This is a genomic window from Sphingobium chungangianum (genome assembly GCF_977014255.1).
The window spans coordinates 727,306-747,226 of the sequence record NZ_CDRNIV010000002.1 but is presented as its reverse complement, the minus strand read 5'-3'; the positions used below and the strand labels follow the sequence as shown (position 1 = coordinate 747,226).

Annotated in this window: 20 protein-coding genes; 11 read left to right on the top strand and 9 right to left on the bottom strand. The window is 63.3% G+C overall.

The annotated features are described in order from the left end of the window. The first annotated feature begins 3 nt into the window (after window positions 1-3). Window positions 4-615 carry a response regulator FixJ gene (gene fixJ / locus ACWNC0_RS03445; RefSeq protein ID WP_449469611.1) on the top strand — a complete coding sequence of 204 codons (612 nt, stop codon included), beginning with the start codon at window positions 4-6 and terminating at the stop codon, window positions 613-615. Window positions 616-662: 47 nt separating this feature from the next. Here fixJ and ACWNC0_RS03440 read toward each other — a convergent pair whose 3' ends face one another. Continuing rightward, a complete protein-coding gene (locus tag ACWNC0_RS03440; RefSeq protein WP_449469609.1) occupies window positions 663-962 on the bottom strand; it encodes a GIY-YIG nuclease family protein in 300 nt (99 codons plus the stop codon). A gap of 113 nt (window positions 963-1,075) precedes the next feature. Here ACWNC0_RS03440 and ACWNC0_RS03435 point away from each other — a divergent pair, with 113 nt between their 5' ends. The 9 genes from ACWNC0_RS03435 to ccoS all read left to right on the top strand — a co-directional run bounded on the left by ACWNC0_RS03435 (window position 1,076) and on the right by ccoS (window position 9,798). Beyond that, window positions 1,076-1,843 carry a Crp/Fnr family transcriptional regulator gene (locus ACWNC0_RS03435; protein WP_449469607.1) on the top strand — a complete coding sequence of 256 codons (768 nt, stop codon included), beginning with the start codon at window positions 1,076-1,078 and terminating at the stop codon, window positions 1,841-1,843. 175 nt (window positions 1,844-2,018) lie between these two features. Further along, a complete protein-coding gene (gene ccoN, locus ACWNC0_RS03430; protein ID WP_449469606.1) occupies window positions 2,019-3,677 on the top strand; it encodes a cytochrome-c oxidase, cbb3-type subunit I in 1,659 nt (552 codons plus the stop codon). 13 nt (window positions 3,678-3,690) lie between these two features. After that, window positions 3,691-4,437: a cytochrome-c oxidase, cbb3-type subunit II gene (gene ccoO / locus ACWNC0_RS03425; protein ID WP_449469604.1), complete on the top strand. Its 747-nt coding sequence runs from the start codon at window positions 3,691-3,693 to the stop codon at window positions 4,435-4,437. Continuing rightward, window positions 4,434-4,604, top strand: a complete 171-nt coding sequence (locus tag ACWNC0_RS03420; protein ID WP_449469602.1) for a cbb3-type cytochrome c oxidase subunit 3 — start codon at window positions 4,434-4,436, stop codon at window positions 4,602-4,604. Before ccoO ends, ACWNC0_RS03420 begins: the two co-directional genes overlap by 4 nt. Next, window positions 4,597-5,517 carry a cytochrome-c oxidase, cbb3-type subunit III gene (ccoP, locus tag ACWNC0_RS03415; RefSeq protein WP_449469600.1) on the top strand — a complete coding sequence of 307 codons (921 nt, stop codon included), beginning with the start codon at window positions 4,597-4,599 and terminating at the stop codon, window positions 5,515-5,517. The genes ACWNC0_RS03420 and ccoP overlap by 8 nt, the downstream gene beginning before the upstream one ends. A gap of 132 nt (window positions 5,518-5,649) precedes the next feature. Continuing rightward, on the top strand, window positions 5,650-7,080 hold the full coding sequence (gene ccoG / locus ACWNC0_RS03410; RefSeq protein WP_449469599.1) for a cytochrome c oxidase accessory protein CcoG: 1,431 nt from the start codon (window positions 5,650-5,652) through the stop codon (window positions 7,078-7,080). A 2-nt stretch (window positions 7,081-7,082) separates the two neighbouring features. Beyond that, window positions 7,083-7,529, top strand: coding sequence for a FixH family protein (locus tag ACWNC0_RS03405; protein WP_449469598.1), 447 nt, complete (start codon window positions 7,083-7,085; stop codon window positions 7,527-7,529). Then, a complete protein-coding gene (locus tag ACWNC0_RS03400) occupies window positions 7,529-9,661 on the top strand; it encodes a heavy metal translocating P-type ATPase (RefSeq protein ID WP_449469596.1) in 2,133 nt (710 codons plus the stop codon). Before ACWNC0_RS03405 ends, ACWNC0_RS03400 begins: the two co-directional genes overlap by 1 nt. Next, window positions 9,658-9,798 (top strand): cbb3-type cytochrome oxidase assembly protein CcoS, encoded by a 141-nt coding sequence (gene ccoS, locus ACWNC0_RS03395; RefSeq protein ID WP_196226890.1) that lies wholly within the window; start codon window positions 9,658-9,660, stop codon window positions 9,796-9,798. The genes ACWNC0_RS03400 and ccoS overlap by 4 nt, the downstream gene beginning before the upstream one ends. Window positions 9,799-10,022: 224 nt before the next feature. Here ccoS and ACWNC0_RS03390 read toward each other — a convergent pair whose 3' ends face one another. The 4 genes from ACWNC0_RS03390 to ACWNC0_RS03375 form a co-directional block, all read right to left on the bottom strand. Next, on the bottom strand, window positions 10,023-11,966 hold the full coding sequence (locus tag ACWNC0_RS03390; protein WP_449469594.1) for a flavin-containing monooxygenase: 1,944 nt from the start codon (window positions 11,964-11,966) through the stop codon (window positions 10,023-10,025). A gap of 168 nt (window positions 11,967-12,134) precedes the next feature. Further along, entirely contained in the window at window positions 12,135-13,214 is a 1,080-nt protein-coding gene (locus ACWNC0_RS03385; protein WP_449469593.1) for a Rieske 2Fe-2S domain-containing protein, read from the bottom strand. 17 nt (window positions 13,215-13,231) lie between these two features. Beyond that, window positions 13,232-14,425, bottom strand: a complete 1,194-nt coding sequence (locus tag ACWNC0_RS03380) for a flavin-dependent monooxygenase (protein WP_449469591.1) — start codon at window positions 14,423-14,425, stop codon at window positions 13,232-13,234. A gap of 17 nt (window positions 14,426-14,442) precedes the next feature. Then, window positions 14,443-15,360 carry a VOC family protein gene (locus ACWNC0_RS03375; RefSeq protein ID WP_449469590.1) on the bottom strand — a complete coding sequence of 306 codons (918 nt, stop codon included), beginning with the start codon at window positions 15,358-15,360 and terminating at the stop codon, window positions 14,443-14,445. Window positions 15,361-15,631: 271 nt separating this feature from the next. Between ACWNC0_RS03375 and ACWNC0_RS03370 the strand changes: the two genes are divergently transcribed. Beyond that, entirely contained in the window at window positions 15,632-16,318 is a 687-nt protein-coding gene (locus tag ACWNC0_RS03370; RefSeq protein WP_449469589.1) for a hypothetical protein, read from the top strand. Between the two features lie 42 nt (window positions 16,319-16,360). On the opposite strand, the gene ACWNC0_RS03365 is transcribed toward ACWNC0_RS03370, so the two are convergent. From ACWNC0_RS03365 to ACWNC0_RS03350, 4 genes are all read right to left on the bottom strand, one after another. Beyond that, on the bottom strand, window positions 16,361-16,744 hold the full coding sequence (locus ACWNC0_RS03365) for a group II truncated hemoglobin (RefSeq protein WP_449469587.1): 384 nt from the start codon (window positions 16,742-16,744) through the stop codon (window positions 16,361-16,363). Between the two features lie 216 nt (window positions 16,745-16,960). Next, window positions 16,961-17,653 carry an ABC transporter ATP-binding protein gene (locus tag ACWNC0_RS03360; RefSeq protein ID WP_449469586.1) on the bottom strand — a complete coding sequence of 231 codons (693 nt, stop codon included), beginning with the start codon at window positions 17,651-17,653 and terminating at the stop codon, window positions 16,961-16,963. Further along, window positions 17,650-18,900, bottom strand: a complete 1,251-nt coding sequence (locus ACWNC0_RS03355) for an ABC transporter permease (protein ID WP_449469585.1) — start codon at window positions 18,898-18,900, stop codon at window positions 17,650-17,652. The genes ACWNC0_RS03360 and ACWNC0_RS03355 overlap by 4 nt, the downstream gene beginning before the upstream one ends. After that, window positions 18,897-19,895 carry an efflux RND transporter periplasmic adaptor subunit gene (locus ACWNC0_RS03350; RefSeq protein WP_449469583.1) on the bottom strand — a complete coding sequence of 333 codons (999 nt, stop codon included), beginning with the start codon at window positions 19,893-19,895 and terminating at the stop codon, window positions 18,897-18,899. Before ACWNC0_RS03350 ends, ACWNC0_RS03355 begins: the two co-directional genes overlap by 4 nt. Between the last annotated feature and the right edge of the window lie 26 nt (window positions 19,896-19,921).

The following is a 19,921-nucleotide window of genomic DNA, read 5'->3' as shown; positions in this document are numbered from 1 at the left end:
AGCATGAGCGAACCTTTCCCCATCTATGTCGTCGATGATGACGAGGCGATCCGCCGGTCGCTGTCCTTCCTGCTAAAGACCAGCGGCTATGCGGTGCGGCTGTTCGAGGGCGGCACGGCGTTTCTGAAGGAAGCGGCGGGACTGGAACCGGGATGCGTGCTGCTGGACGTGCGCATGCCCGACATTGACGGGCTCGAGGTGCAGCGGGAATTGCGCGCGCGCGGCATCATGCTGCCGGTGGTAATCATGACGGGCCATGGCGACATTGACATGGCGGTCGCGGCGATGAAGGCGGGGGCGAGCGACTTCATTGAAAAGCCGTTCGAGAAGGCAGCGCTGCTGGGATGCGTCGAGGCAGCGCGGCTGCTGTCGGCGGCCGATCGTGGGGCCGGAGCGCGGGCGGAGGATGCAAGGGCGCGGCTGAATGTTCTGACCGATCGGGAGCGCGATGTGCTTGACGGGTTGGTCGAAGGACTGCCCAACAAGACGATTGCCTTCGACCTGGGGATCAGCCCGCGAACGGTGGAGATTCATCGCGCCAACCTGATGCAGAAGCTGGAGGTGAAGAGCCTGGCCGAAGCGCTGCGGATCGCCTTTCATGCGGGGGTGGGGTGAGGGTATAGCTGTCGTCACCCCGGGCTTGACCCGGGGTCCCGCTACCTTCAGGCGAGCAGTTCGAACATGTCCCCCCAGTTCGGATTGGCGCGCTCGATAAGTGCGAATTTCCACTGACGTTGCCAGCGCTTCAGGCGCTTCTCATGCTCTATGCATGCCAAGATGTCATCGCTCCGTTCGGCCCAGACCCGTCGGTATAAGCGATATCGCGCGCAGAAGTCGGACCCGGTGCCGGTTTTATGCTGGGGGATGCGGGCGGAAAGGTCTGACGTCACGCCCACATACATCGTTCCGCGATATCGATCGCTCATAATGTAAACCCAACCGCCTTTTCGTGCGCGCTCCATGGTTTTGGCATTGAAGAAGCGGGACCCCGGGTCAAGCCCGGGGTGACGGAGGAGGGGATCGCTAGGGAGATTTACGGATAGGTCTGAAACCCGCATGGCGGCATGCAGCGGGCATGGATATGCAATTTGATCTGGCGCAAAAGGCGCCCGGCGGTGCCGAAATGGCGGCGGTGATGACCCCGGCTGCCGGAGGCTGCAGTGCGAGCTATTGCGATCGGTGCGAGGTGCGCGATCAGGCGATTTGCGCCGATCTGGACCCGCAGGAGCGCGCGGCGCTCAACCGGATCGGGCGACGGGTGACGTTGCAGGCCGGGCAGACTGTAATGTGGGAGGGCGATGACAGCATGGTCGTTGCCAATGTGATCGAAGGCACGCTGAAGCTCGCCACATCGACCGGCGACGGGCGCGAGCAGATTGTCGGCGTGGTCTATGCATCGGATTTCATCGGGCGGCCCTTCGGCGCGCGCACGCCGCATAGCGTAACGGCGCTCACCGACGCGCGGCTGTGCCTTTACCCACGCGGCGCTTTTGACGGCTTTGCGCGCCAGCATTCGGAGCTTGAGCATCGGCTGCTCCAGCGGACGCTGGACGACCTTGATCGGACGCGAGCCTGGATGCTCCTGCTGGGGCGAAAGAATGCGCGAGAGAAGGTTGCGTCCTTCCTGCTGGACATGAGCAGGCGGCTGCGCGCGGACCCGGACGGCGTGATTGACCTACCTCTGTCGCGCCAGCAGATCGCGGACATATTGGGGCTAACCATAGAAACCGTCTCGCGTCAGATCAGCGACATGAAGCGGCTGGGCGTGATCTCGCTGGCCGGGCGGCGCGGGGTGCGGATTTCCGATGTCGACCGGTTGGAGAGCATGGCCGAGGGCGAGTGATAGCCGGTCTTCGGTTCCGACACTTCCCCTCCCGTGAACGGGAGGGGGAGTATCAGCGACAATCTGTCTAAGGATATTCCCCTACATACCCGCCGCGTCGCCTTTGCCAGAGGTCAGAGCATAGGGGCGGCGACCGGACGAGGGGCGCTGCAAAGACCTTTCGCGGGGAAATCCGATGGATCGTTTGTTATTGAAATCGGGCGGCTGGTTCGCGCTTGCTATGCTGACCTTGTTGGCGGCGTTGATGGCGGTGGACAGCGGCTTTGCCGTCCATATGGCCATCGCTTGCGCGGCGGCGCTGCTGATGGTTGTGGTGACGATTGGTGGCGCAGATTATGCGGGTATCGCCCGCGGCCTGTTGAAAATGCCCGCCGATCAGGGGAAATATGATGACGATCCGATCCGCTGGGGCGTGATCGCGACGGTCTTCTGGGGATTGGCGGGGTTTCTTGCCGGGCTCTTCATAGCCTTGCAGCTTGCCTTTCCCGCGCTGAACCTCGGCATCGAATATACGAGCTTCGGGCGCTTGCGGCCGCTGCACACGTCGGCGGTGATCTTTGCATTCGGCGGCAATGCTCTGATCGCGACGAGCTTTTATGTCGTGCAGCGGACTTGCAGGGCGCGGCTCGCCTTTCCCTCGCTCGCACGGTTCGTGTTCTGGGGTTATCAGCTGTTCATCGTGCTGGCCGCGACCGGCTATGTCATGGGCATTACCGAGGCGCGCGAATATGCCGAGCCGGAATGGTATGTCGATATCTGGCTGACCATCGTCTGGGTCGCCTATCTGGTCGTCTTTGGCGGCACCATCCTGCGCCGCAGCGAGCCGCATATCTATGTGGCGAACTGGTTTTACCTGAGCTTCATCCTGACGATCGCGATGCTGCACATCGTCAACAACCTGTCGGTGCCGGTGAGCTTTCTCGGTTCCAAGAGCTACAGCGCTTTCGCAGGCGTGCAGGATGCGCTGACGCAATGGTGGTATGGGCATAATGCGGTCGGCTTCTTCCTGACTGCCGGTTTCCTCGCCATGATGTATTATTTCGTGCCCAAGCAGGCGGAGCGGCCGGTCTATAGCTATCGGCTTTCGATCATCCACTTCTGGTCGCTGATCTTCCTCTATATTTGGGCGGGTCCGCACCATCTTCACTATACCGCGCTGCCCGATTGGGCGCAGACTTTGGGCATGGTGTTTTCGGTCATGCTGTGGATGCCGAGCTGGGGCGGGATGATCAACGGCCTGATGACGCTGAATGGCGCATGGGACCGCATCCGCACCGATCCGATCATCCGCATGATGGTGATGGCGCTGGCCTTTTACGGCATGAGCACCTTTGAAGGGCCGATGATGTCGGTGAAGGCGGTCAACAGCCTGTCCCACTATACCGATTGGACGATTGGTCATGTGCATTCGGGCGCGTTGGGCTGGAATGGCCTCATCACCTTCGCCTGCCTCTATTATCTGACGCCGCGTCTGTGGAAGCGCGAGCGGCTCTATTCGCTACGGCTGGTGAACTGGCACTTCTGGCTCGCGACGCTGGGCATCGTTCTCTACGCCGCGTCGATGTGGGTGGCGGGCATCATGCAGGGGCTGATGTGGCGCGAATATGGCAGCGACGGCTACCTCGTCTACGCCTTTTCCGAAGTCGTGAGCGCCATGTTCCCCATGTATGTGATCCGGGCTGCCGGGGGCCTCATGTACCTCGCCGGGGCGATCATCATGGCCTGGAACATCGGCAAGACGATCGCGGGCAGCCCGCTGCGTGCGGAGAAGCCGATGAGCGATGCGGCCTATGATCCGGCGGCGGACCGGCCGCTTGTCGCCCAGCCTGCTTAAGGGACTCCAAGACATGACAAGCAAGACCAAAGCCAAGTTCTGGGACCATGGCAAGCTGGAGCGCAACGTCTCCCTGTTGGGCATCGCGTCTCTGATCGTAGTTGCCATCGGCGGCATCGTGGAGATCGCACCGCTCTTCTGGATCGACAACACGATCGAGAAGGTGGAGGGCATGCGTCCCTATACGCCGCTGGAGCTGGCGGGGCGGAACATTTACATCCGCGAGGGCTGCTACAATTGCCACAGCCAGATGATCCGGCCGTTCCGTGACGAGACGGAACGATATGGCCATTACAGCCTGGCGGCCGAGAGCATGTATGACCATCCGTTCCAATGGGGATCGAAGCGCACAGGCCCTGACCTGGCGCGCGTGGGCGGCAGATATTCGGATGAGTGGCATGTCCAGCATCTGAAGGACCCGCGCGCCGTGGTGCCGGAGTCCATCATGCCGGGCTATGCCTTCCTGGCGGAGCGGGAGTTGAAGTCCGGCGACATGGGCAAGGACCTGACGGCGCTGTCCAATGTCGGCGTGCCTTACAGCAAGGATGCCATCGCCAAGGCCAATGACGACCTGAAGGCGCAGGCCGATCCGGATGCGGACGTCACGGACCTTATCAAGCGCTATCCCAAAGCGCAGGCGCGGGACTTTGACGGCGATCCCGGCAAGGTGACGGAGATGGATGCGCTGGTCGCCTATCTCCAGATGCTGGGCACGCTGGTCGATGTGGAAAGCGCCAAGCCGCAGGAGGTTGAACGATGAGCTACGACGCCTTGCGGCATTTCGCCGATAGCTGGGGGCTGGTCTTCATGGGTGTGACCTATGCCGTCCTGATCGGCTGGCATTTCCGGCCCAAAGGGCGCGAGCGCAGTGCGCAGGCCGCGCGCGCCATTTTCGAGACTGAGCATGCGGAGGCGGATCATGGCTGATGACAAGCGGATCGACGCCGCCACCGGCACAGAGATCAAGCATCATGAATGGGACGGCATTCAGGAACTGGATACGCCGCTGCCGCGATGGTGGCTGTGGACATTCTACGCGACCATCCTGTTCGCGATCGGTTACGTGATCGCCTATCCCGCCCTGCCGATGATCGACCGGGCGACAGGCGGCGTGCTCGGCTGGTCGAGCCGGGGTGCGCTGGATAAGGAACTGGCCGTCCGCGAACAGCAGATTGCGCCGGTTCGGCAGGCGATCGCCGACACCTCCATCGACGTGCTGCCGACGCGGCCGCAACTGATGCAGGCGGCGGTCGAGGGTGGACGCGCTGCGTTTCGCGTGCATTGCGTGCAGTGCCATGGATCGGGCGCGGCGGGGTCAAAAGGCTATCCCAACCTGAATGATGACGATTGGTTGTGGGGCGGCGATCTGGCCGCGATCGAAAAGACCATCACCGATGGCGTGCGTAATCCCGATCATGCAGCAACCCGCCAGTCGCTGATGCCCGCTTTCGGCAAGGATCAGTTGCTCACCGCTGCGCAGGTCGACGACGTGGTCGCGCATGTGCGGGTGATCAGCGGGCAGGACCGGCCCAGCCCGGCGTCGCAGCGGGGGGCCAAGGTTTTTGCCGACAACTGCGCCGTCTGCCATGGACCTGCGGGGAAGGGGAACCGGGAGCTCGGCGCGCCGAACCTGACCGACGCGATCTGGCTCTATGGCGGCGACGCGGACACTATCCATGAGACTGTCTGGAACAGCCGCCATGGCGTGATGCCGCGCTGGGACGACAAGCTGGACAAGGCGACGATCCGCATGCTGGCCGCCTATGTGCACAGCCTTGGCGGGGGTGAGGCTGTGCCGGTGAAGGTTGCGGCCAAGGTGCCGGGCGATGCCGCGCAATAAAAACCCCGCCCTCTTCGTCGCCCCGGACTTGATCCGGGGTCCCGCTGCCCTTTGTCATGGGCGTGGGGAAGAAGCGGGATTCCGGGTCAAGCCCGGGATGGCGGGGAGTGTAGTTGTTCCGGGGAGCAGCCGATGCTGATGTCGGGCTCCCCCTCGCTCTACGAGAAGCGCAAGGGCGTCTATCCCAAGGCGGTGGACGGCTTCTATCGCCGCCTCAAATGGGCGATCATGGCGGTCACGCTCGCCATCTATTGGGGCACGCCATGGCTTCGGTGGGACCGGGGGCCCTATGCACCGGATCAGGCCGTGCTGGTCGACCTGGCGCATCGTCGCTTCTACATGTTCTCAATCGAAATCTGGCCGCACGAATTTTATTATGTGGCGGGACTGCTCATCATGGCGGGGATCGGCCTGTTCCTCGTTACTTCGGCGGTGGGGCGAGCGTGGTGCGGCTATGCCTGTCCGCAGACGGTGTGGACCGACCTTTATCAGCATGTCGAGCGCTTCATTGATGGCGACCGCAATGCGCAGCTGAAGCTCGCCAAGGCTCCCTGGAGCGTCGGCAAGCTGGCGCGACGGCTGGGGAAGTGGAGCCTGTGGCTGGCGATCGCCTTCATCACCGGAGGCGCATGGATTTTCTATTTTGCCGACGCGCCCACGCTGCAGCAGCAGTTCTGGAGTGGGACGGCGGCGCTGGTCGCTTATGCAACCGTGGGGGTGCTGACCGCCACGACCTTCATCCTGGGCGGGTTCATGCGGGAACAGGTGTGCATCTATATGTGCCCCTGGCCGCGCATCCAGACCGCGATGCTCGACGAGAAGTCGCTCGTCGTCACCTATAAGGACTGGCGCGGCGAAAAGCGTGGGAGCCTTAAAAAGGCGGAGGCGCATCCGGGAGAGTTTGGCGACTGCATCGATTGCAGCCAGTGCGTCGCGGTCTGCCCCACCGGCATCGATATTCGGGAAGGGCCGCAGATCGGCTGCATCACCTGCGCGCTGTGCATCGACGCCTGCGACAAGGTGATGGCGCAGGTCGGACGGCCGCGCGGGCTGATCGATTATTGCACCGAGGACGATGCGGAAGCGGAGAAGAAGGGTGCGGCGTCAAAACCGGTGCTGAAGACATTGCTGCGCCCGCGGACCATCGCCTATTTCGGCGTGTGGGCGAGCATTGGTGCGGCGATGCTGTTCACGCTGGGTGCGCGGACGCGGCTCGACATCAGCGCGCAGCAGGATCGCAATCCGATCTTCGTGCGCCTGTCGGACGGCGCGATCCGCAACGCTTATACGGTGAAGCTGCGCAATATGGAGGCGCGCCCGCGCGACGTGGAGGTGCGCGTTACGGGTCTGCCCGGCGCAAAGATCTGGACCGACGCCGGATCGCGGGAAAAGGCGAGTGATGCGGTGCGCGCAACGGTCGCTGCTGACAGCGTGACCAAGCTGCGCCTGTTCCTAACGATGCCCTCCGCAGGTCCGGCGCGGCAGGATCTCCGTTTCACCGTGCGCGCCCTGGACCGCGAAGGCGGCGGCGAAAGCGAAGACGCTCGTTTCGAAAGGCCCTGAACATGAAACATGCCCGTCCATTCACCGGCTGGCACATGACCGCGATACTCGTCGCGGGTTTTGCCGTCGTCATCGCCGTGAACATGCTGATGGCGACGATCGCCGTGCGATCCTTCGGCGGGACAGTGGTGGAGAATAGCTATGTCGCCAGCCAGAAGTTCAACGGCTGGCTGGCGCAGGCGCGGGCGCAGGAAAAGCTGGGCTGGCGCGACCGGGTGACGCTGGACCCCGCGCGCCATGTGCGGATGGAGCTGAACGTGCAGGGTGCGCAGATGAGCGCGGTGGCGCAACATCCGCTTGGGCGCGCGCCGGATATCATGTTGCGCCTGCATGAGGCCGCGCCGGGACTTTATGTGAGCGATCGCGCCTTGCCCGGTGGCCGGTGGCAGCTGCGCTTCGACATTCGCCATGGCGGCGGAGAAGAACATTTGCTGCGGGAGATCGACTGATGGCCAGCCAGCCTGTTCTCAACGAGGAAGCTTCGGCTGAAGCGAAGGAAAGCCTGTTCGCGGTGCCGGGCATTCATTGCGCGGGGTGCATCTCGAAGATCGAGAATGGCCTGCCACTGACGCCCGGCATCCACTCCGCGCGGGTCAATATGAGCGCCAAGCGGGTCGCGATCAGCCATGATCCTGCACTGACCCCGCCGGAAATGAAGGCGGCGATCGTCGCGCTCGGGTTCGACGCGGAGCCGCTCGCTGATCCGGGTCAGGATGTCGCGGCGGCAGAGAGCAAGGCGCTGGTGCGCGCGCTTGCCGTGGCGGGCTTCGCGGCGATGAACATCATGCTGCTGTCGGTGTCGATCTGGTCAGGCGCGGAAGGGGCCACGCGGACGATGTTCCACTGGCTATCGGCGCTGATCGCTTTGCCGACCGTCGCTTATGCCGGCCAGCCTTTCTTCCGTTCCGCCTGGGCGGCGTTGCGACAACGGCGCACGAACATGGACGTGCCGATCAGCATCGGCGTGCTGCTGACCACCGCCATGAGCCTTTTCGAAACCATCAGTGGCGGCAAACATGCCTGGTTTGATGGCGCGGTGATGCTGCTGTTCTTCCTGCTCGCGGGGCGCTGCCTCGACAGCATGATGCGGGGGCGGGCTCGGGCTGGCGTGGCGGCTTTGCTGAAGCAGACGGCGCCTGGCGCGCTGGTGCTGGCCGAAGGCGGCCGCAGCCAGTGGACAGCGGCCAGTGCGCTGCGTCCCGGCATGCGCATGATCGTCGCGGCGGGCGAAAGGCTGGCCGCCGACGGCCGGGTCGTGGAAGGAGAAAGCGGCATCGACATCGCCTTCCTGACCGGCGAAAGCGCGCCGGTTCGCGTCCGCGCTGGCGACATTGTGCAGGCCGGGGCGATGAATGTCGAAGGGCCGATCACTGTGGAGGTGACGGCGGCCGGGGCCGATACGGTCATTGCCGACATAGCGCGGCTGATGGAGGAAGCGGGGCAGGGGAAGTCCCGCTATGTCCAGATCGCCGATCGTGCGGCGCGCTATTATGCGCCCTGCGTCCATTTGCTTGCAGCGCTGTCTTTCGCAGGGTGGATGATTGCGGGTGCAGGCGCGCATCAAGCGCTGTTGATCGCGGTGGCGGTGCTGCTGATCACCTGTCCCTGCGCGCTCGGCCTTGCGGTCCCGGCGGCGCAGATCGTTGCATGCGGCGCGTTGATGCGGCGCGGCGTGCTGGTGAAGGACGGGTCGGCGCTGGAGCGGCTGTCGGAAGTGAGCGAGGCGCTGTTCGACAAGACGGGCACGCTGACGCTGGGCCGTCCGGTGCCGCAGGCGCTCGACCGGCTGGAGTGTGAGGATCAGTCGATCCTGCTGGCGCTGGCAAGGGGCTCTCGTCATCCGTTGAGCGACGCGCTGCGGCAGGCGCTGGAGGCCCGCCAAGTCGCTCCGGCGTCCCTCGACCGTATCCGCGAAGTTCCGGGAGAGGGCATCTTCGCCGATCATGCTGGTGTGGCGGTGGCGCTGGCCCGGCCACGCAGCGTCGTCAGCCTGTTCGGCCTTGCGAGCGAATATCGGTTCGGGGAGCGGTCGGCGCTGCTGCATTTTTCCGACGCCCTGCGCCCGGATGCGGCGGAAACGCTGAGCGAGATGCGCTCGATGGACCTCAAGACGCTGATCGCCAGCGGGGATCGTCCCGAAGCTCTGGAAGAGATCGCGCGTGCGACCGGCACGACGGCGATCGGCCATCTGCGCCCGGCGGATAAGCTGGCGCTGATCGGACGGTTACAGGCGCGCGGCGAGAAGGTGTTGATGGTGGGCGACGGGCTGAATGACGGCCCTGCTCTGGCGGCGGGTCATGCCAGCATGGCTCCGGCTTCTGCCAGCGACGCGAGCCAGTTGACGGCCGACGCCGTGTTCCTGGGCGACAGGCTGGCGCCCGTGGCGGTGACGGTTCGCGCGGCGCGCCGGACGATCGCCGTGGTGAAGCAGAATTTTGCGCTGGCGATCGGTTATAATGTGCTGGCCGTGCCGCTGGCCGTTGCGGGCAAGGTGACGCCGCTTGTCGCGGCGATCGCCATGTCCACATCTTCGCTGATTGTGATCGCCAACGCCCTCCGCCTGAAGGGAGCCGCGAAATGACCGGCCTTGGATTGTTGATCCCGATCGCCCTGTTCCTCGGCCTGCTGGGCCTTGCCGCCTTTTTCTGGGCGCTGCGCAATGGGCAGTTCGATGACAGCGAAGGCGCAGCGGCGCGGATATTGATTGACGAAGATTGACCGCGGGGTGCTTTGGTGCCTTGTCGACCTTTGGCCAAACCGTAGCTTCAAAGTCTGCGTTCCGTCACCCCGGGCTTGACCCGGGGTCCCGCTACTTTTGAAAATATCACAAAGAGAGCGGGATCCCGGATCAAGTCCGGGATGACGACCCCTGAACATGGCGGGTGCGACAAAGGGACCTGGTCCGAATGGATCAGGCCCCTCTTGCTGCCTTCTGTTGAAGCTCAGGAAATGACCATCGCTTCCGGATCAGGATTGCGTGTCCAGTTCCAGTACTCGGCGAGTTTGAACGGGCAGGACACATAGTTGCGGCCCTTGCTGTTCAGATAATAGCTTTTGGCCTTGGGGTGGGTCCAGACCATCTGCTTCATTTGCTCATCGACCTTCTCGTTCCAGTCGAGATACGCCCGCTCCGTCGGCTCGATCGCTTTGCCGCCAGCGGCCACGATCCTGTCGAGCGCTTCGACGATATAGTGGATCTGCGCTTCCAGAACCATGTTGACGCCCGCCGCATGGTTGGGCGCGCTGTTCGGCCCAAGCGTCATGAAGAAGTTGGGATAGGCGGGAGCCATCACGCCCAGATAGGCGCGCGCCTCGTCCTTGCCCCATGCCGCCGCCAGATCGCAGCCGCCCCGGCCATAAACCTTGAGCGGGCCGAGCGCGGGGGCCAGTTCAAAGCCGGTGGCGAGCGCGATCACATCGACTTCGTAGCGCTGGCCGCTCTTGGTGACGATCGCATTTTCCTCGACATGATCGATGGGGTCGGTTTCCAGCGTGACATTGGGCTTCAGCAAAGTGTCGAGCCAGCCGCCGTCGGCGTCCAGAACGATGCGCTTGCCAAAGATCGGATAGTCGGGAACGACCTTTTCAATGAGGTCGGGACGGCCCGCCAGCTTGCGATGGATATATTGCAGCGCATAGCTGCGCGCGCCGTCATTCTGAGCAGAGATCGAGACGTCCTGGTTGGGCCAGTTCGGGTCCCTCTTCACATTGCCATAGAGACCGTCGCCGGTGAACCAGTAAACGCGAAAGCGGAACCATTCCTTGTAATGGGGAATGTTGCGCAGCGCGAAGCGGATATTGTCATTCACCGGGGCGGTGATTTCCGGGTTATTGAGCACCCAATGTTTGGAGCGCTGAAAGATGACGAGGCTGGAGACCTTGTCAGCGATTGCGGGCGCGAGCTGGGCGGCGCTGGCGCCCGTGCCGATCACCGCCACGCGCTTTCCGGTAAGGTCCATGTCCGGGTCCCATCCGGCGGTGTGCATCTTGGTGCCCTTGAAGCTGTCCAGGCCGGGGATATTGGGGAAGGACCAGCGGTTCAGAACGCCATGGGCGAGCAGGACCGCATTGACCACTTCCACCCGTTCCGCGCCGGTCTTCACATCCTGCAAGGTGACTTGCCAGTTGCTGTCCGCATCGCTCCAGCGGGTGGCGAGCACCTTCGTCCCGAACTGGACATGATCGCGGATGCCATATTTGTCGGCGACGCCGGTCAGATAGCTGTGAATCTCCGGCCCCTTCGGATGGTAGCTGCTCCAATCGGGGTTCAGTTCGAAGGAATAGGAGTAGAAGTGGCTGGGCGTATCGACGCCGACGCCGGGATAGCGGTTTTCCAGCCATGTGCCGCCAAGGTCAGGGTTCTTCTCGATGATCGTATAGTCATAGCCCGCCTCGCCCAACTTGATGCCCGCGGCGATGCCGGTCATGCCGCCGCCGATCACCAGCACGCGGAAGCCGGCGGGCGGATGGATGCGGCCGGGCATGTCCTTGCGCGGCACCGGGCGTTCAAAGCCCATCTGGTCGTAAAGCACCGGCATGATCGTGGGATCGACATCTTCGCCGACGCTGACGCCCATCATCCGGCGTAGCAGTTCAGGATCGATCGGGCGTTCCACCGGCGGCGTCGGGTTGGTCAACAGCGTGAAGAGGCGATCCCGCAGATCCTGCGCCATTTCCTCCGGCACGTTCGACGGCGCTTCTGCCGTGTAGATGCCGGTCAAGTATGGCGCGAAACTGTCCAGATATTCGCGGTCCTGCGCATAGGTCGTGTAAACCATCAGCAGGCTAGGCAGGTTGGCGTCCTGCAGCGCCCAGCGAAGTCCATCGCGGTCGGCGATGGGCAGGGGGCATGTGGTCGCCGGATGTGGCTGGCTATGCGCGTTCATCTTCGCTCCTCTCTTGGTGCGCGGCGGCAGAAATGCCGGTTCGCTCAAGATGTGAGTATATACTTACTTGCCGCGAACAAATTGACGTGCGTCAAATCGGGCAGTGCATATGGCAGCGGCGGAGCGGCCTGAGAGAAGCTCCGCCGCCAATCACTCAGCTATGGGATTTCAGGCCGCAGCCTTGCTGCCGCGCAGGTCCACGGTGGTATGGACGCCGTTGACCCTCTTCTGGAACTCGGCCGCGCGGGCGCGCGGATTGTAAAATTGGCGATACCATAGCCGCCCCTTGTGAAACGGCCCGTCGTCTGGCACCTGAAGGATGTTGATGGCCGGTTCCTTATATTTCCACAGCTCGAAATCCTGTGAGAAGGCGGCGAGCCCGGCTTCATGATAGGCGCGGGCGGCGGTGCGTTCCTCTGCCGTAGCTTCGCCGTTCGCAGCGGTCTGCGCCATCACCGCGAACCAGACCCGGACCTCCCCATCTTCGACCGGCGTGTTGCAGATCATCATGAGCGAGGGATGCTTGCCCTCCATGCGGGACAGCAGGATGCCCGGGCCGGTGTACCAGGTGTCGGTTTCCAGCATTGCGCTGCCATCCACCAGCGTCCGGTGGCCCGACGCAAAGCGCTGGCGCATGATGGGACCGTCAAATTCATTTTCGAAAAAGACATTGCCCGATGAACCATGGACCGGCGCGAAATGCGCATAATCGGTCATGTTGTCGAGGATTTCCTGCGGGTGGATCGGCAATGTGCCCAGAGGGTCCACCTGCCAGCGGACCCATCCTTCGCCGGTGCGGTCCCATTCCGTGAAGTCGGGCAGGTCATAGTCGGGCTCGCCCCCTTCCATGTCATGCCACATCCAGATGCAACCTGCCTTTTCCACGACCTTGTGCGACTTGATGCAGGCGGCTTTGGGGATGCTGCGCGTGGAATAGGGGATGTCGTCGCATTGGCCTTCCGGCGTGAAGCGCCAGCCATGGGCGGGGCAGCGGATGGAATCCCCCTCCACCTGATTGCCGTCGCGCACGACATAGGATGTGCTGTTGCGCGCGATATTGACGCGCATGTGCGGGCAATAAGCGTTCAGCAGCACGACGCGCCCGCTCTTGCCGCGATAGAGCGCCATGTCCTGCCCGAAGAAGCGGACGGGTTGCGGCTGCTGCGTCACCTCATCTGCGGTCGCGACCATGAACCAGCCACGGGGGAAGGTCAGTTCGCCCAGGCCATATTCGGCTGTCTTTGCCATGATCTCTGCCCTTCCTATTAGATGAAGCTGTCGCTGTTCGGTGCGCCGAGCATGACGCCGCCGAAGTTGCGGCCGACCACGCCGGGATTATTGGCGACATGGGCTCGCCCAGCATGAATGTCGCAGAAGGCGCGGGCGATCGGATTGCCGCGATAAATGGCCTCCGCGCCGCTGGCCGCGAAGATGCGGCCGATCAGCGCGCAGCAGCGGCCAGAAATCTGCGCCGACTGGAAGCGGTAATGGAGACGGGTTTCAAGGTCCGCCTGCTCGCCCGCGCGCGCCTTCTCTGTTAGGTGGGCGAAGTTGCGGAACAGGATGGTCTTCATCTCGTCGATCGCCACGCGGGTTTCGGCAATCACCATCTGCACATCGGGGTCGGCCGTGGCGCTCGCCCCGCTATTGGCGCTCCTGCGCTTCGCGCCCTTCTCGACGAAGCAGTCGAGCGCGCCTTGCAGCGCTCCTATGGACGAGGAGGATACGGCGCGGACAAAGACCTGCCCGAACGGCAGCTTGTAGAGCGGGCCGGGGTTGACCTTTGCGCCGGGGTTGGTGGAGGCGAAGCCATCCTTCGACCGATGGGTGCGGTAGGCGGGGACATAGGCGTCCTCCACGGTCACGTCATGGCTGCCCGTGCCGCCAAGCCCGATCGTGTCCCAGATCGGCAGCACCTTGAAATCGCCGCGGGGTACGAGGAAGGTCCAGAAGTCGGGCTCGCCCGTCTCGGGATCGTTGACGAGGCCGCCCAGAAACGCCCAGTCGCAATGATCGACGCCACTGGAAAAGCCCCAGCGCCCGCTGATGCGGTATCCGCCCTCGACCGGCGTGACCTGCGCGCGCGGCATGTAGGAGGAGGAGATGAGCGTGCTGTTATCCTTGCCCCACACATCCTCCTGCGCCTGCGCGTCGAAAAGGGCGAGCTGCCAGTTATGCACGGCGACGACGCCCAGCACCCAGGCGGAAGACATGCAGCCTTCGGCGAGCTTCATCTGCACCGCGTAAAAGGTCTCGATGTCCATCTCATATCCGCCGGACCGGCGAGGCTGGAGTATCTTGAAGAAGCCAGCATCCTGGAAATCGCGGATGGTTTCGTCCGGCACCTTGTTGCCCGCTTCGCAGGCGTCGGCGCGTGCGCGCAGGACCGGCACGAGCGCCGCAGCCCGATCAACAAGATCGGCCATGGCGGGCGAAGTGGTCGCATTGGCAAGCGTCATATTCCCTCTCCTTATGATCAGGCCGCGTCGGCCAGTTTCGCCTGTTCGTCGGCACCGAAGCCGACACTGAAATCATGGCCCCACAGGCTGGCCGATGTGCTTTCGAAAACGGTGTGACGGTCCCAGTCCATGACCCGCCCGCCGCAGCCATATTCCAACGCGAAGCCGCCGGGCGTTTCGACGTAGAAGCTGATCATGTGATCATTGGTGTGGCGGCCGAGCGTCGCCATCAGCCGCGCTCCGGCGGCCAGCATGCGGTCATAGGCGTGGCCGACCTCGTCGATCGTCGCGACTTCGACCATCAGATGAACGCAGCCCGATGGCACCTCGCCTTCGAATAGGGCCAGACTATGATGACGGCCATTGGCGCAATGCAGGAAGTCGATCCGCATCTCGGGGCCACCGTCTCCTGCGGGGCGGTGCACCATGAAATCGGACAGGCCAAGGCCGAGTAGCTCTGCCAGGAAGCGACGCGTCTCGACGATGTTGGGGGCGGGCAGTACCGCATGGCCATAGCCAAGGTCGCCCGTGACGAAGCGCACGCCTTGCGGGGAGCAGAAAGGCGCGAAGCTGCTGACATAGCCATAGCTGATTTCGTGGCGATTGCCCGAAGGATCGCGGAACCAGACCATGTCGGTCACATGGCGCAGCGCCCGCTCCGCTGGCGTCGAGTGGGTATAGGCGATCCCGCGTGCGTCCAAGGCCTCCAAGGCCGCGACATATTGCTGTTCGTTGCGCACTTCCCAGCCGCTGGCGCAATAGCCGTCGCGATCGCCTTCGATGATGAACAGCCGCCCAGCGCGCTCGTCTATGCGCAAGGCGAGGCCGCCGGGAAGCCCGTCAACGGAAAATCCCGCGATGTCCTCGGCGAAGCGGACCCATTGCTGAAGATCGCGGGACGTAATGATGCTGTAGGCAAGAGCCGCGACTTCCATGTCGTCCTCCAGTCGGTTGTGGGGCCATGATGAACCGGGACGACCAGGAGGGAATTGATCACCATCAAATTTCAGGAATTTTCGTTTTCGTGAAGCGGTGGCTCTCCGATTATTCGCGGTTCATGCGCTAATTAAGCGACAATTTTCGTTACAAATAGAGCAAAATTCTACGCGCGAGTTTGAAATTTGACCTGCCTCAAGGCGCGTGAGGCGACTTCGCCTTCCTATCTGGGGGCCGGGCGTGTTCGAGGCTGCGGCAGGGAGGAACAGTATGAACGTCCAATCGACCATGCGCGCAAAGGCGGCGCACACAATCAGCCACGTTAACCTGCACTATCCCCGGCCCGAAGATGGTCCGGCGGCTGCGTTGCTGCTGGAAACCGCCGGGCTCATGAAGACCCAGCAAATGGAACTGCCGCAAGGCGGCATATTTTATCGCTTCACCACCAATGTCCTTGCCCCCAACGGTGGGGACAACATCGTCTATCTCAGCCCGCTACCGGCGGCGACAGCGGCGCTGCTGACCGCGGCGCGCGAAGCGCTGGGGTTGGGCACCGATAGCGAGCATCCCGCTGTTTCAGCCTATCGGGCAGCACAGGCAGCCGATCCCGAATATGATTTTCATGTTGGGTTTCTGCATGCATCGCTTGAGCAGCTGGAAGATCGCTATCTGGCGCTCCAGGCGCTGGAGGCCAATAATCCGTGCTTTGCCGGGCGATTGAAGTTTTTGGTCAATCGCGCTCAACCGGGCGACGCGGAGATCGACGCCCGGCTTGATGCATCACCAGTCTATAGAGGCATCACGCGCTACACCTACGGGCGCAATGGCGTGCAAGCTTTTTGCGAGACAGACCTGATCGTCGATGGCCCTTTGGGCGGCGGCGTGGTTCTGGAGTTCGATTACATCTTCCCCGGCCGTGCGGACCACATCCTTGCGGTTTCGGATGCCAGCCGGTGACGCAAGAACTGCCCCCGGCGACATGCACGGGGGCAGTCAGAATCAGGCGCGAACCATGGCCGACGCCATCGCGTCGAAGGCGCCGCCAATGCGCGCCGCCAGATGCTCTTCGACGCCGCAATCCTCCATCGCCTTCCGCATCGCCGACGTCCATTGAACGGCAACGACATCGGTGATGGGAAAGCGGGCGTGCAGCGTCATCATGCACTTACCGGGGTTGGCCGCGAACCAGTCGCTGTCGCCCCCCAGCCAGCCGCACAGAAAACCGCTCAACGAACGCCGCATAGGCGTCAGGTCATCGGCATGCATCGCCCGCAGGTCGCGATAGGTGGGGACGGAGTCGATGAGGTCATAGAATCGATCCACGATCCTGCTGACCCCTTCGCGTCCGCCCACGGCGTGGAAGGGCGGCTGCTCTTCGCTCAATTCCGGTCGCCGCGCATGGCGTCCTGGATGCTGAGGCCGCCCAGAACGAGCATGAACACTATCATCAGGCCAGCGACGAAATGCGGGAAGTAAAGGCCAAACAACTGATCCATTTAATGTCTCCTTTCCAAAGACATTAAATCTTCAGTCCCAGCGACGAATTGACGTGCGTCAAAAATCAGGGATTTCAGCGGGACGGAGGGTTTGAGTTCTCGTTCATCGCGATCGAATGTCGGTTCCGCTGATACGGCCGTCCAGCATCGATATCTGCACATCGGCTGCGGCAGCGACGTCGGGATCGTGGGTCACGCACACAACTGCGCGGCCCTGATCATGGGCGAGTGCGCGAAACATTTCGACCACGTGGGCGCTGTTCTGGCTGTCGAGATTGCCGGTGGGCTCGTCACAGAGCACCAGCGCGGGATCGTTCGCGATCGCTCGGGCGATCGCCACGCGCTGCCTTTCGCCGCCCGACAGGCGGTTGGGCGTCTTGTCCATCTTCTTGGCCAAGCCGACGGTGGCCATCAGGCTCTGCGCCTTCTCCCGCGCCTGTGCTGGCGACAGTCGGCCCAACCTGCGCATCGGCAGCATCACATTTTCGAGTGCGGTGAACTCGGGCAGCAGGAAGTGAAACTGGAACACGAAGCCGAAATGCGTGAGTCGGATCTGCGCGCGCTCGTCGCCGTCCAGCGCGTTCATGTCGCGCCCTTCAAACAGTAGGGACCCTTCGGTCGGGCGGTCCAGCAGCCCCAATAGATAGAGGAGGGAGGATTTGCCACAGCCCGACGGCCCGACGATGGCGACGAAGCTGCCCGGATCAATCGTCAGCGAAACATCGGCAACCAGCGTTACTGGGGGTGTTCCGGCCAGTTCGCGGGAAAGGCCCTGCGCCTGCATGATCGCGCTCATACCGCGCCCCGCAATATGTCGACGGGATCGACCCGTGCCGCTTTCCGCGCGGGAAGCCAGGCCGCGATCACACCCGAAAACAGCGATGCCGCAGCGGCGATCACATATTGCCGGGCCGATCGATCGAGCGGCAGACGTTCGTTGTCCCCACCGATGGGAAAGTGGAGGGAACCCAGTATCGCCAGCAATCCATATCCGAGCAGCCATCCGACAAAGATTCCGACCAGCGCCAGCGCCAACCCTTCGAACACGAAAATCAGTTGGAGGTCGCCTTCGGAAAAGCCGATGGAGCGCATGATCGCAATGTCGCGTCTCTTGTCCGACACGCTGTTCGACACGACGGTGTAGATGCCGAAGCTGGCGACCAGCAGGATCGCCGAGACGACACTGTACATGATGACATTGCGGGTCACGAGTAGCGAGAGAAAGTCTGCGGATCGCTCCTCCCAGCTTTCGGCCTTGTAGGCAAAGCCCTCTTCCAGGCGTCGGCTGATGAGCTGCGCGCCATAGGGATCGTCCAGATGCACGCCGATGCGGTTGATGATGAAGGGGCGGCCGAGCAGAGATTGCGCCTCGCGCAGAAGCACATAGCCGAGCGAAGAGGACAGCTGTGTCTGGCCGCGCTTGAACAGGCCGACGATGCGGAGCGAACGGTTGTTGCCCGATGCCGAGGTTGCACCCACGACATCGCCCATGGCAAGGCCGAGCCGCCGCGCCATTTCCTCGCCGATGATGATGCCGCCTTGCGTGCTTTCCAGATCGCGGAGGCGTCCCGTGCGCAGCTTGTCTTCGATGGCGCTGACCTTCTCCTCGACCGCCGGATCGACGCCAACGATCGTCAACGCCTCCTCCCGCCCGCCGCTGCGCAGGGTGATCGCGCCCGTCAGGCTGGGTGAGCCGACCGCGCCGGGCAGCGCATTGACGGCCCGCAGTATCTCCGGCCAGCCTTTCAGCCCGCGCACTTCGTTGCGGACCTTATAATGGCGTAGGTCTATCGCCGCACCTTTATATAATCTGACGCCCGGTTGCGGCGGCGGGCTTCGCAGCTCGTCGGAAATGATGATGTGCGGCGCGGCGTCGATCAGCGTCTTGATGAAATCATTCTGGCTGCCGATCATCATCGCGGAGACGGCCAGGAAGAAGCCGACGCCTACCGCAACGCCGCTCACGGCAACCAAAGTCTGTCGGCGCCGACCTACCAGATGCCGGGCGGCGACGCTTGCTAACAGCCGCAGTTGCCCGCTCATCGCGTTACCCGCACCCGCATATTGTCCGAAAGTTTGCCCTCGGGCGCTCTCACGACCGTTTCGCCCCGCGATAGACCTGAAAGGATCTGGACATCGCCGGACCCTGCGATGCCCGTCCGCGCCGCTCGCGCATGAGCGCGTCCGTCGCGGATGACCCAGACCTTGCCGTCCTCTATTGCACTCGTCGGCACCAGCAGCGCGCGATCCGCGCGCCGGGTGACGATGTTGACTTCCAACGTCAGCCCGAGCGGCAGCGCCAGACGCTGGTCGGTAACGATATACACGCGGAAGGCGCGCTGTTCAGGATCGCCGCCGGGCGTCACTTCGCGGACCTGGCCATGCAGCACCCGACCGGGCCAGGCGTCGCTCGACATTAGCGCGGCCTGGCCTGCGCGAATCCTCGGCACGTCGCGTTCATCGACCGTTGTGGTAATTCGGACGCTGGCGGGATCGCCCAGCGTCATGAGCGCGCGGCCGGGCGTTGCGAGATCGCCCGGTTCCACATCGCGGCGCAGGACGATGCCGTTGATGCCTGACCGCACCACCATCTGATCGAGGCGGGCACGCGCGCCTTCCTCCGCCGCCTTTGCACTGTCGGCTGCGGCAACGGCGGAATCACGAGCGGCCCGCGTGACCCATCCTTTGGTGAACAGCGCGAGCGCGCGCCGCTCCTCCTGCAAGGCAACGCGGCGCTGCGCCGTCGCCTGTTGCACCGCATGGCGCTGTTCCTCGTCATCCAGCAGGACGAGCGGCTGGCCGCGTCCCACGCGCTGCGCTTCCTCCACCAGCACCTGACGGACAGGCGCGGTGAGGCGCGCGGATATGGTGACAGGATGTTCTGCCTCGACAAAGCCGGTGGCATAGACCAGTTCGACCGCATCGCCGACACGAACGGGCATGAGCCTGACGTCGTGCGCTCGCCCGGCGAGCAGCCAATAAACTGCCGCCGCCGCCAGCAGCGCCAGCGGCAACAGCCAGAGCGCAATGCGTTTCATGCCCCCTCTATAGCATCATGCTGAAA

What these genes read in the sequence shown, in the direction of transcription:
- fixJ (WP_449469611.1), top strand. Translation starts at nt 4, where the DNA reads ATGAGCGAACCTTTCCCCATCTATGTCGTCGATGATGACGAGGCGATC.
- ACWNC0_RS03440 (WP_449469609.1), bottom strand. Translation starts at nt 962, where the DNA reads ATGGAGCGCGCACGAAAAGGCGGTTGGGTTTACATTATGAGCGATCGA.
- ACWNC0_RS03435 (WP_449469607.1), top strand. Translation starts at nt 1,076, where the DNA reads ATGGATATGCAATTTGATCTGGCGCAAAAGGCGCCCGGCGGTGCCGAA.
- ccoN (WP_449469606.1), top strand. Translation starts at nt 2,019, where the DNA reads ATGGATCGTTTGTTATTGAAATCGGGCGGCTGGTTCGCGCTTGCTATG.
- ccoO (WP_449469604.1), top strand. Translation starts at nt 3,691, where the DNA reads ATGACAAGCAAGACCAAAGCCAAGTTCTGGGACCATGGCAAGCTGGAG.
- ACWNC0_RS03420 (WP_449469602.1), top strand. Translation starts at nt 4,434, where the DNA reads ATGAGCTACGACGCCTTGCGGCATTTCGCCGATAGCTGGGGGCTGGTC.
- ccoP (WP_449469600.1), top strand. Translation starts at nt 4,597, where the DNA reads ATGGCTGATGACAAGCGGATCGACGCCGCCACCGGCACAGAGATCAAG.
- ccoG (WP_449469599.1), top strand. Translation starts at nt 5,650, where the DNA reads ATGCTGATGTCGGGCTCCCCCTCGCTCTACGAGAAGCGCAAGGGCGTC.
- ACWNC0_RS03405 (WP_449469598.1), top strand. Translation starts at nt 7,083, where the DNA reads ATGAAACATGCCCGTCCATTCACCGGCTGGCACATGACCGCGATACTC.
- ACWNC0_RS03400 (WP_449469596.1), top strand. Translation starts at nt 7,529, where the DNA reads ATGGCCAGCCAGCCTGTTCTCAACGAGGAAGCTTCGGCTGAAGCGAAG.
- ccoS (WP_196226890.1), top strand. Translation starts at nt 9,658, where the DNA reads ATGACCGGCCTTGGATTGTTGATCCCGATCGCCCTGTTCCTCGGCCTG.
- ACWNC0_RS03390 (WP_449469594.1), bottom strand. Translation starts at nt 11,966, where the DNA reads ATGAACGCGCATAGCCAGCCACATCCGGCGACCACATGCCCCCTGCCC.
- ACWNC0_RS03385 (WP_449469593.1), bottom strand. Translation starts at nt 13,214, where the DNA reads ATGGCAAAGACAGCCGAATATGGCCTGGGCGAACTGACCTTCCCCCGT.
- ACWNC0_RS03380 (WP_449469591.1), bottom strand. Translation starts at nt 14,425, where the DNA reads ATGACGCTTGCCAATGCGACCACTTCGCCCGCCATGGCCGATCTTGTT.
- ACWNC0_RS03375 (WP_449469590.1), bottom strand. Translation starts at nt 15,360, where the DNA reads ATGGAAGTCGCGGCTCTTGCCTACAGCATCATTACGTCCCGCGATCTT.
- ACWNC0_RS03370 (WP_449469589.1), top strand. Translation starts at nt 15,632, where the DNA reads ATGAACGTCCAATCGACCATGCGCGCAAAGGCGGCGCACACAATCAGC.
- ACWNC0_RS03360 (WP_449469586.1), bottom strand. Translation starts at nt 17,653, where the DNA reads ATGAGCGCGATCATGCAGGCGCAGGGCCTTTCCCGCGAACTGGCCGGA.
- ACWNC0_RS03355 (WP_449469585.1), bottom strand. Translation starts at nt 18,900, where the DNA reads ATGAGCGGGCAACTGCGGCTGTTAGCAAGCGTCGCCGCCCGGCATCTG.
- ACWNC0_RS03350 (WP_449469583.1), bottom strand. Translation starts at nt 19,895, where the DNA reads ATGAAACGCATTGCGCTCTGGCTGTTGCCGCTGGCGCTGCTGGCGGCG.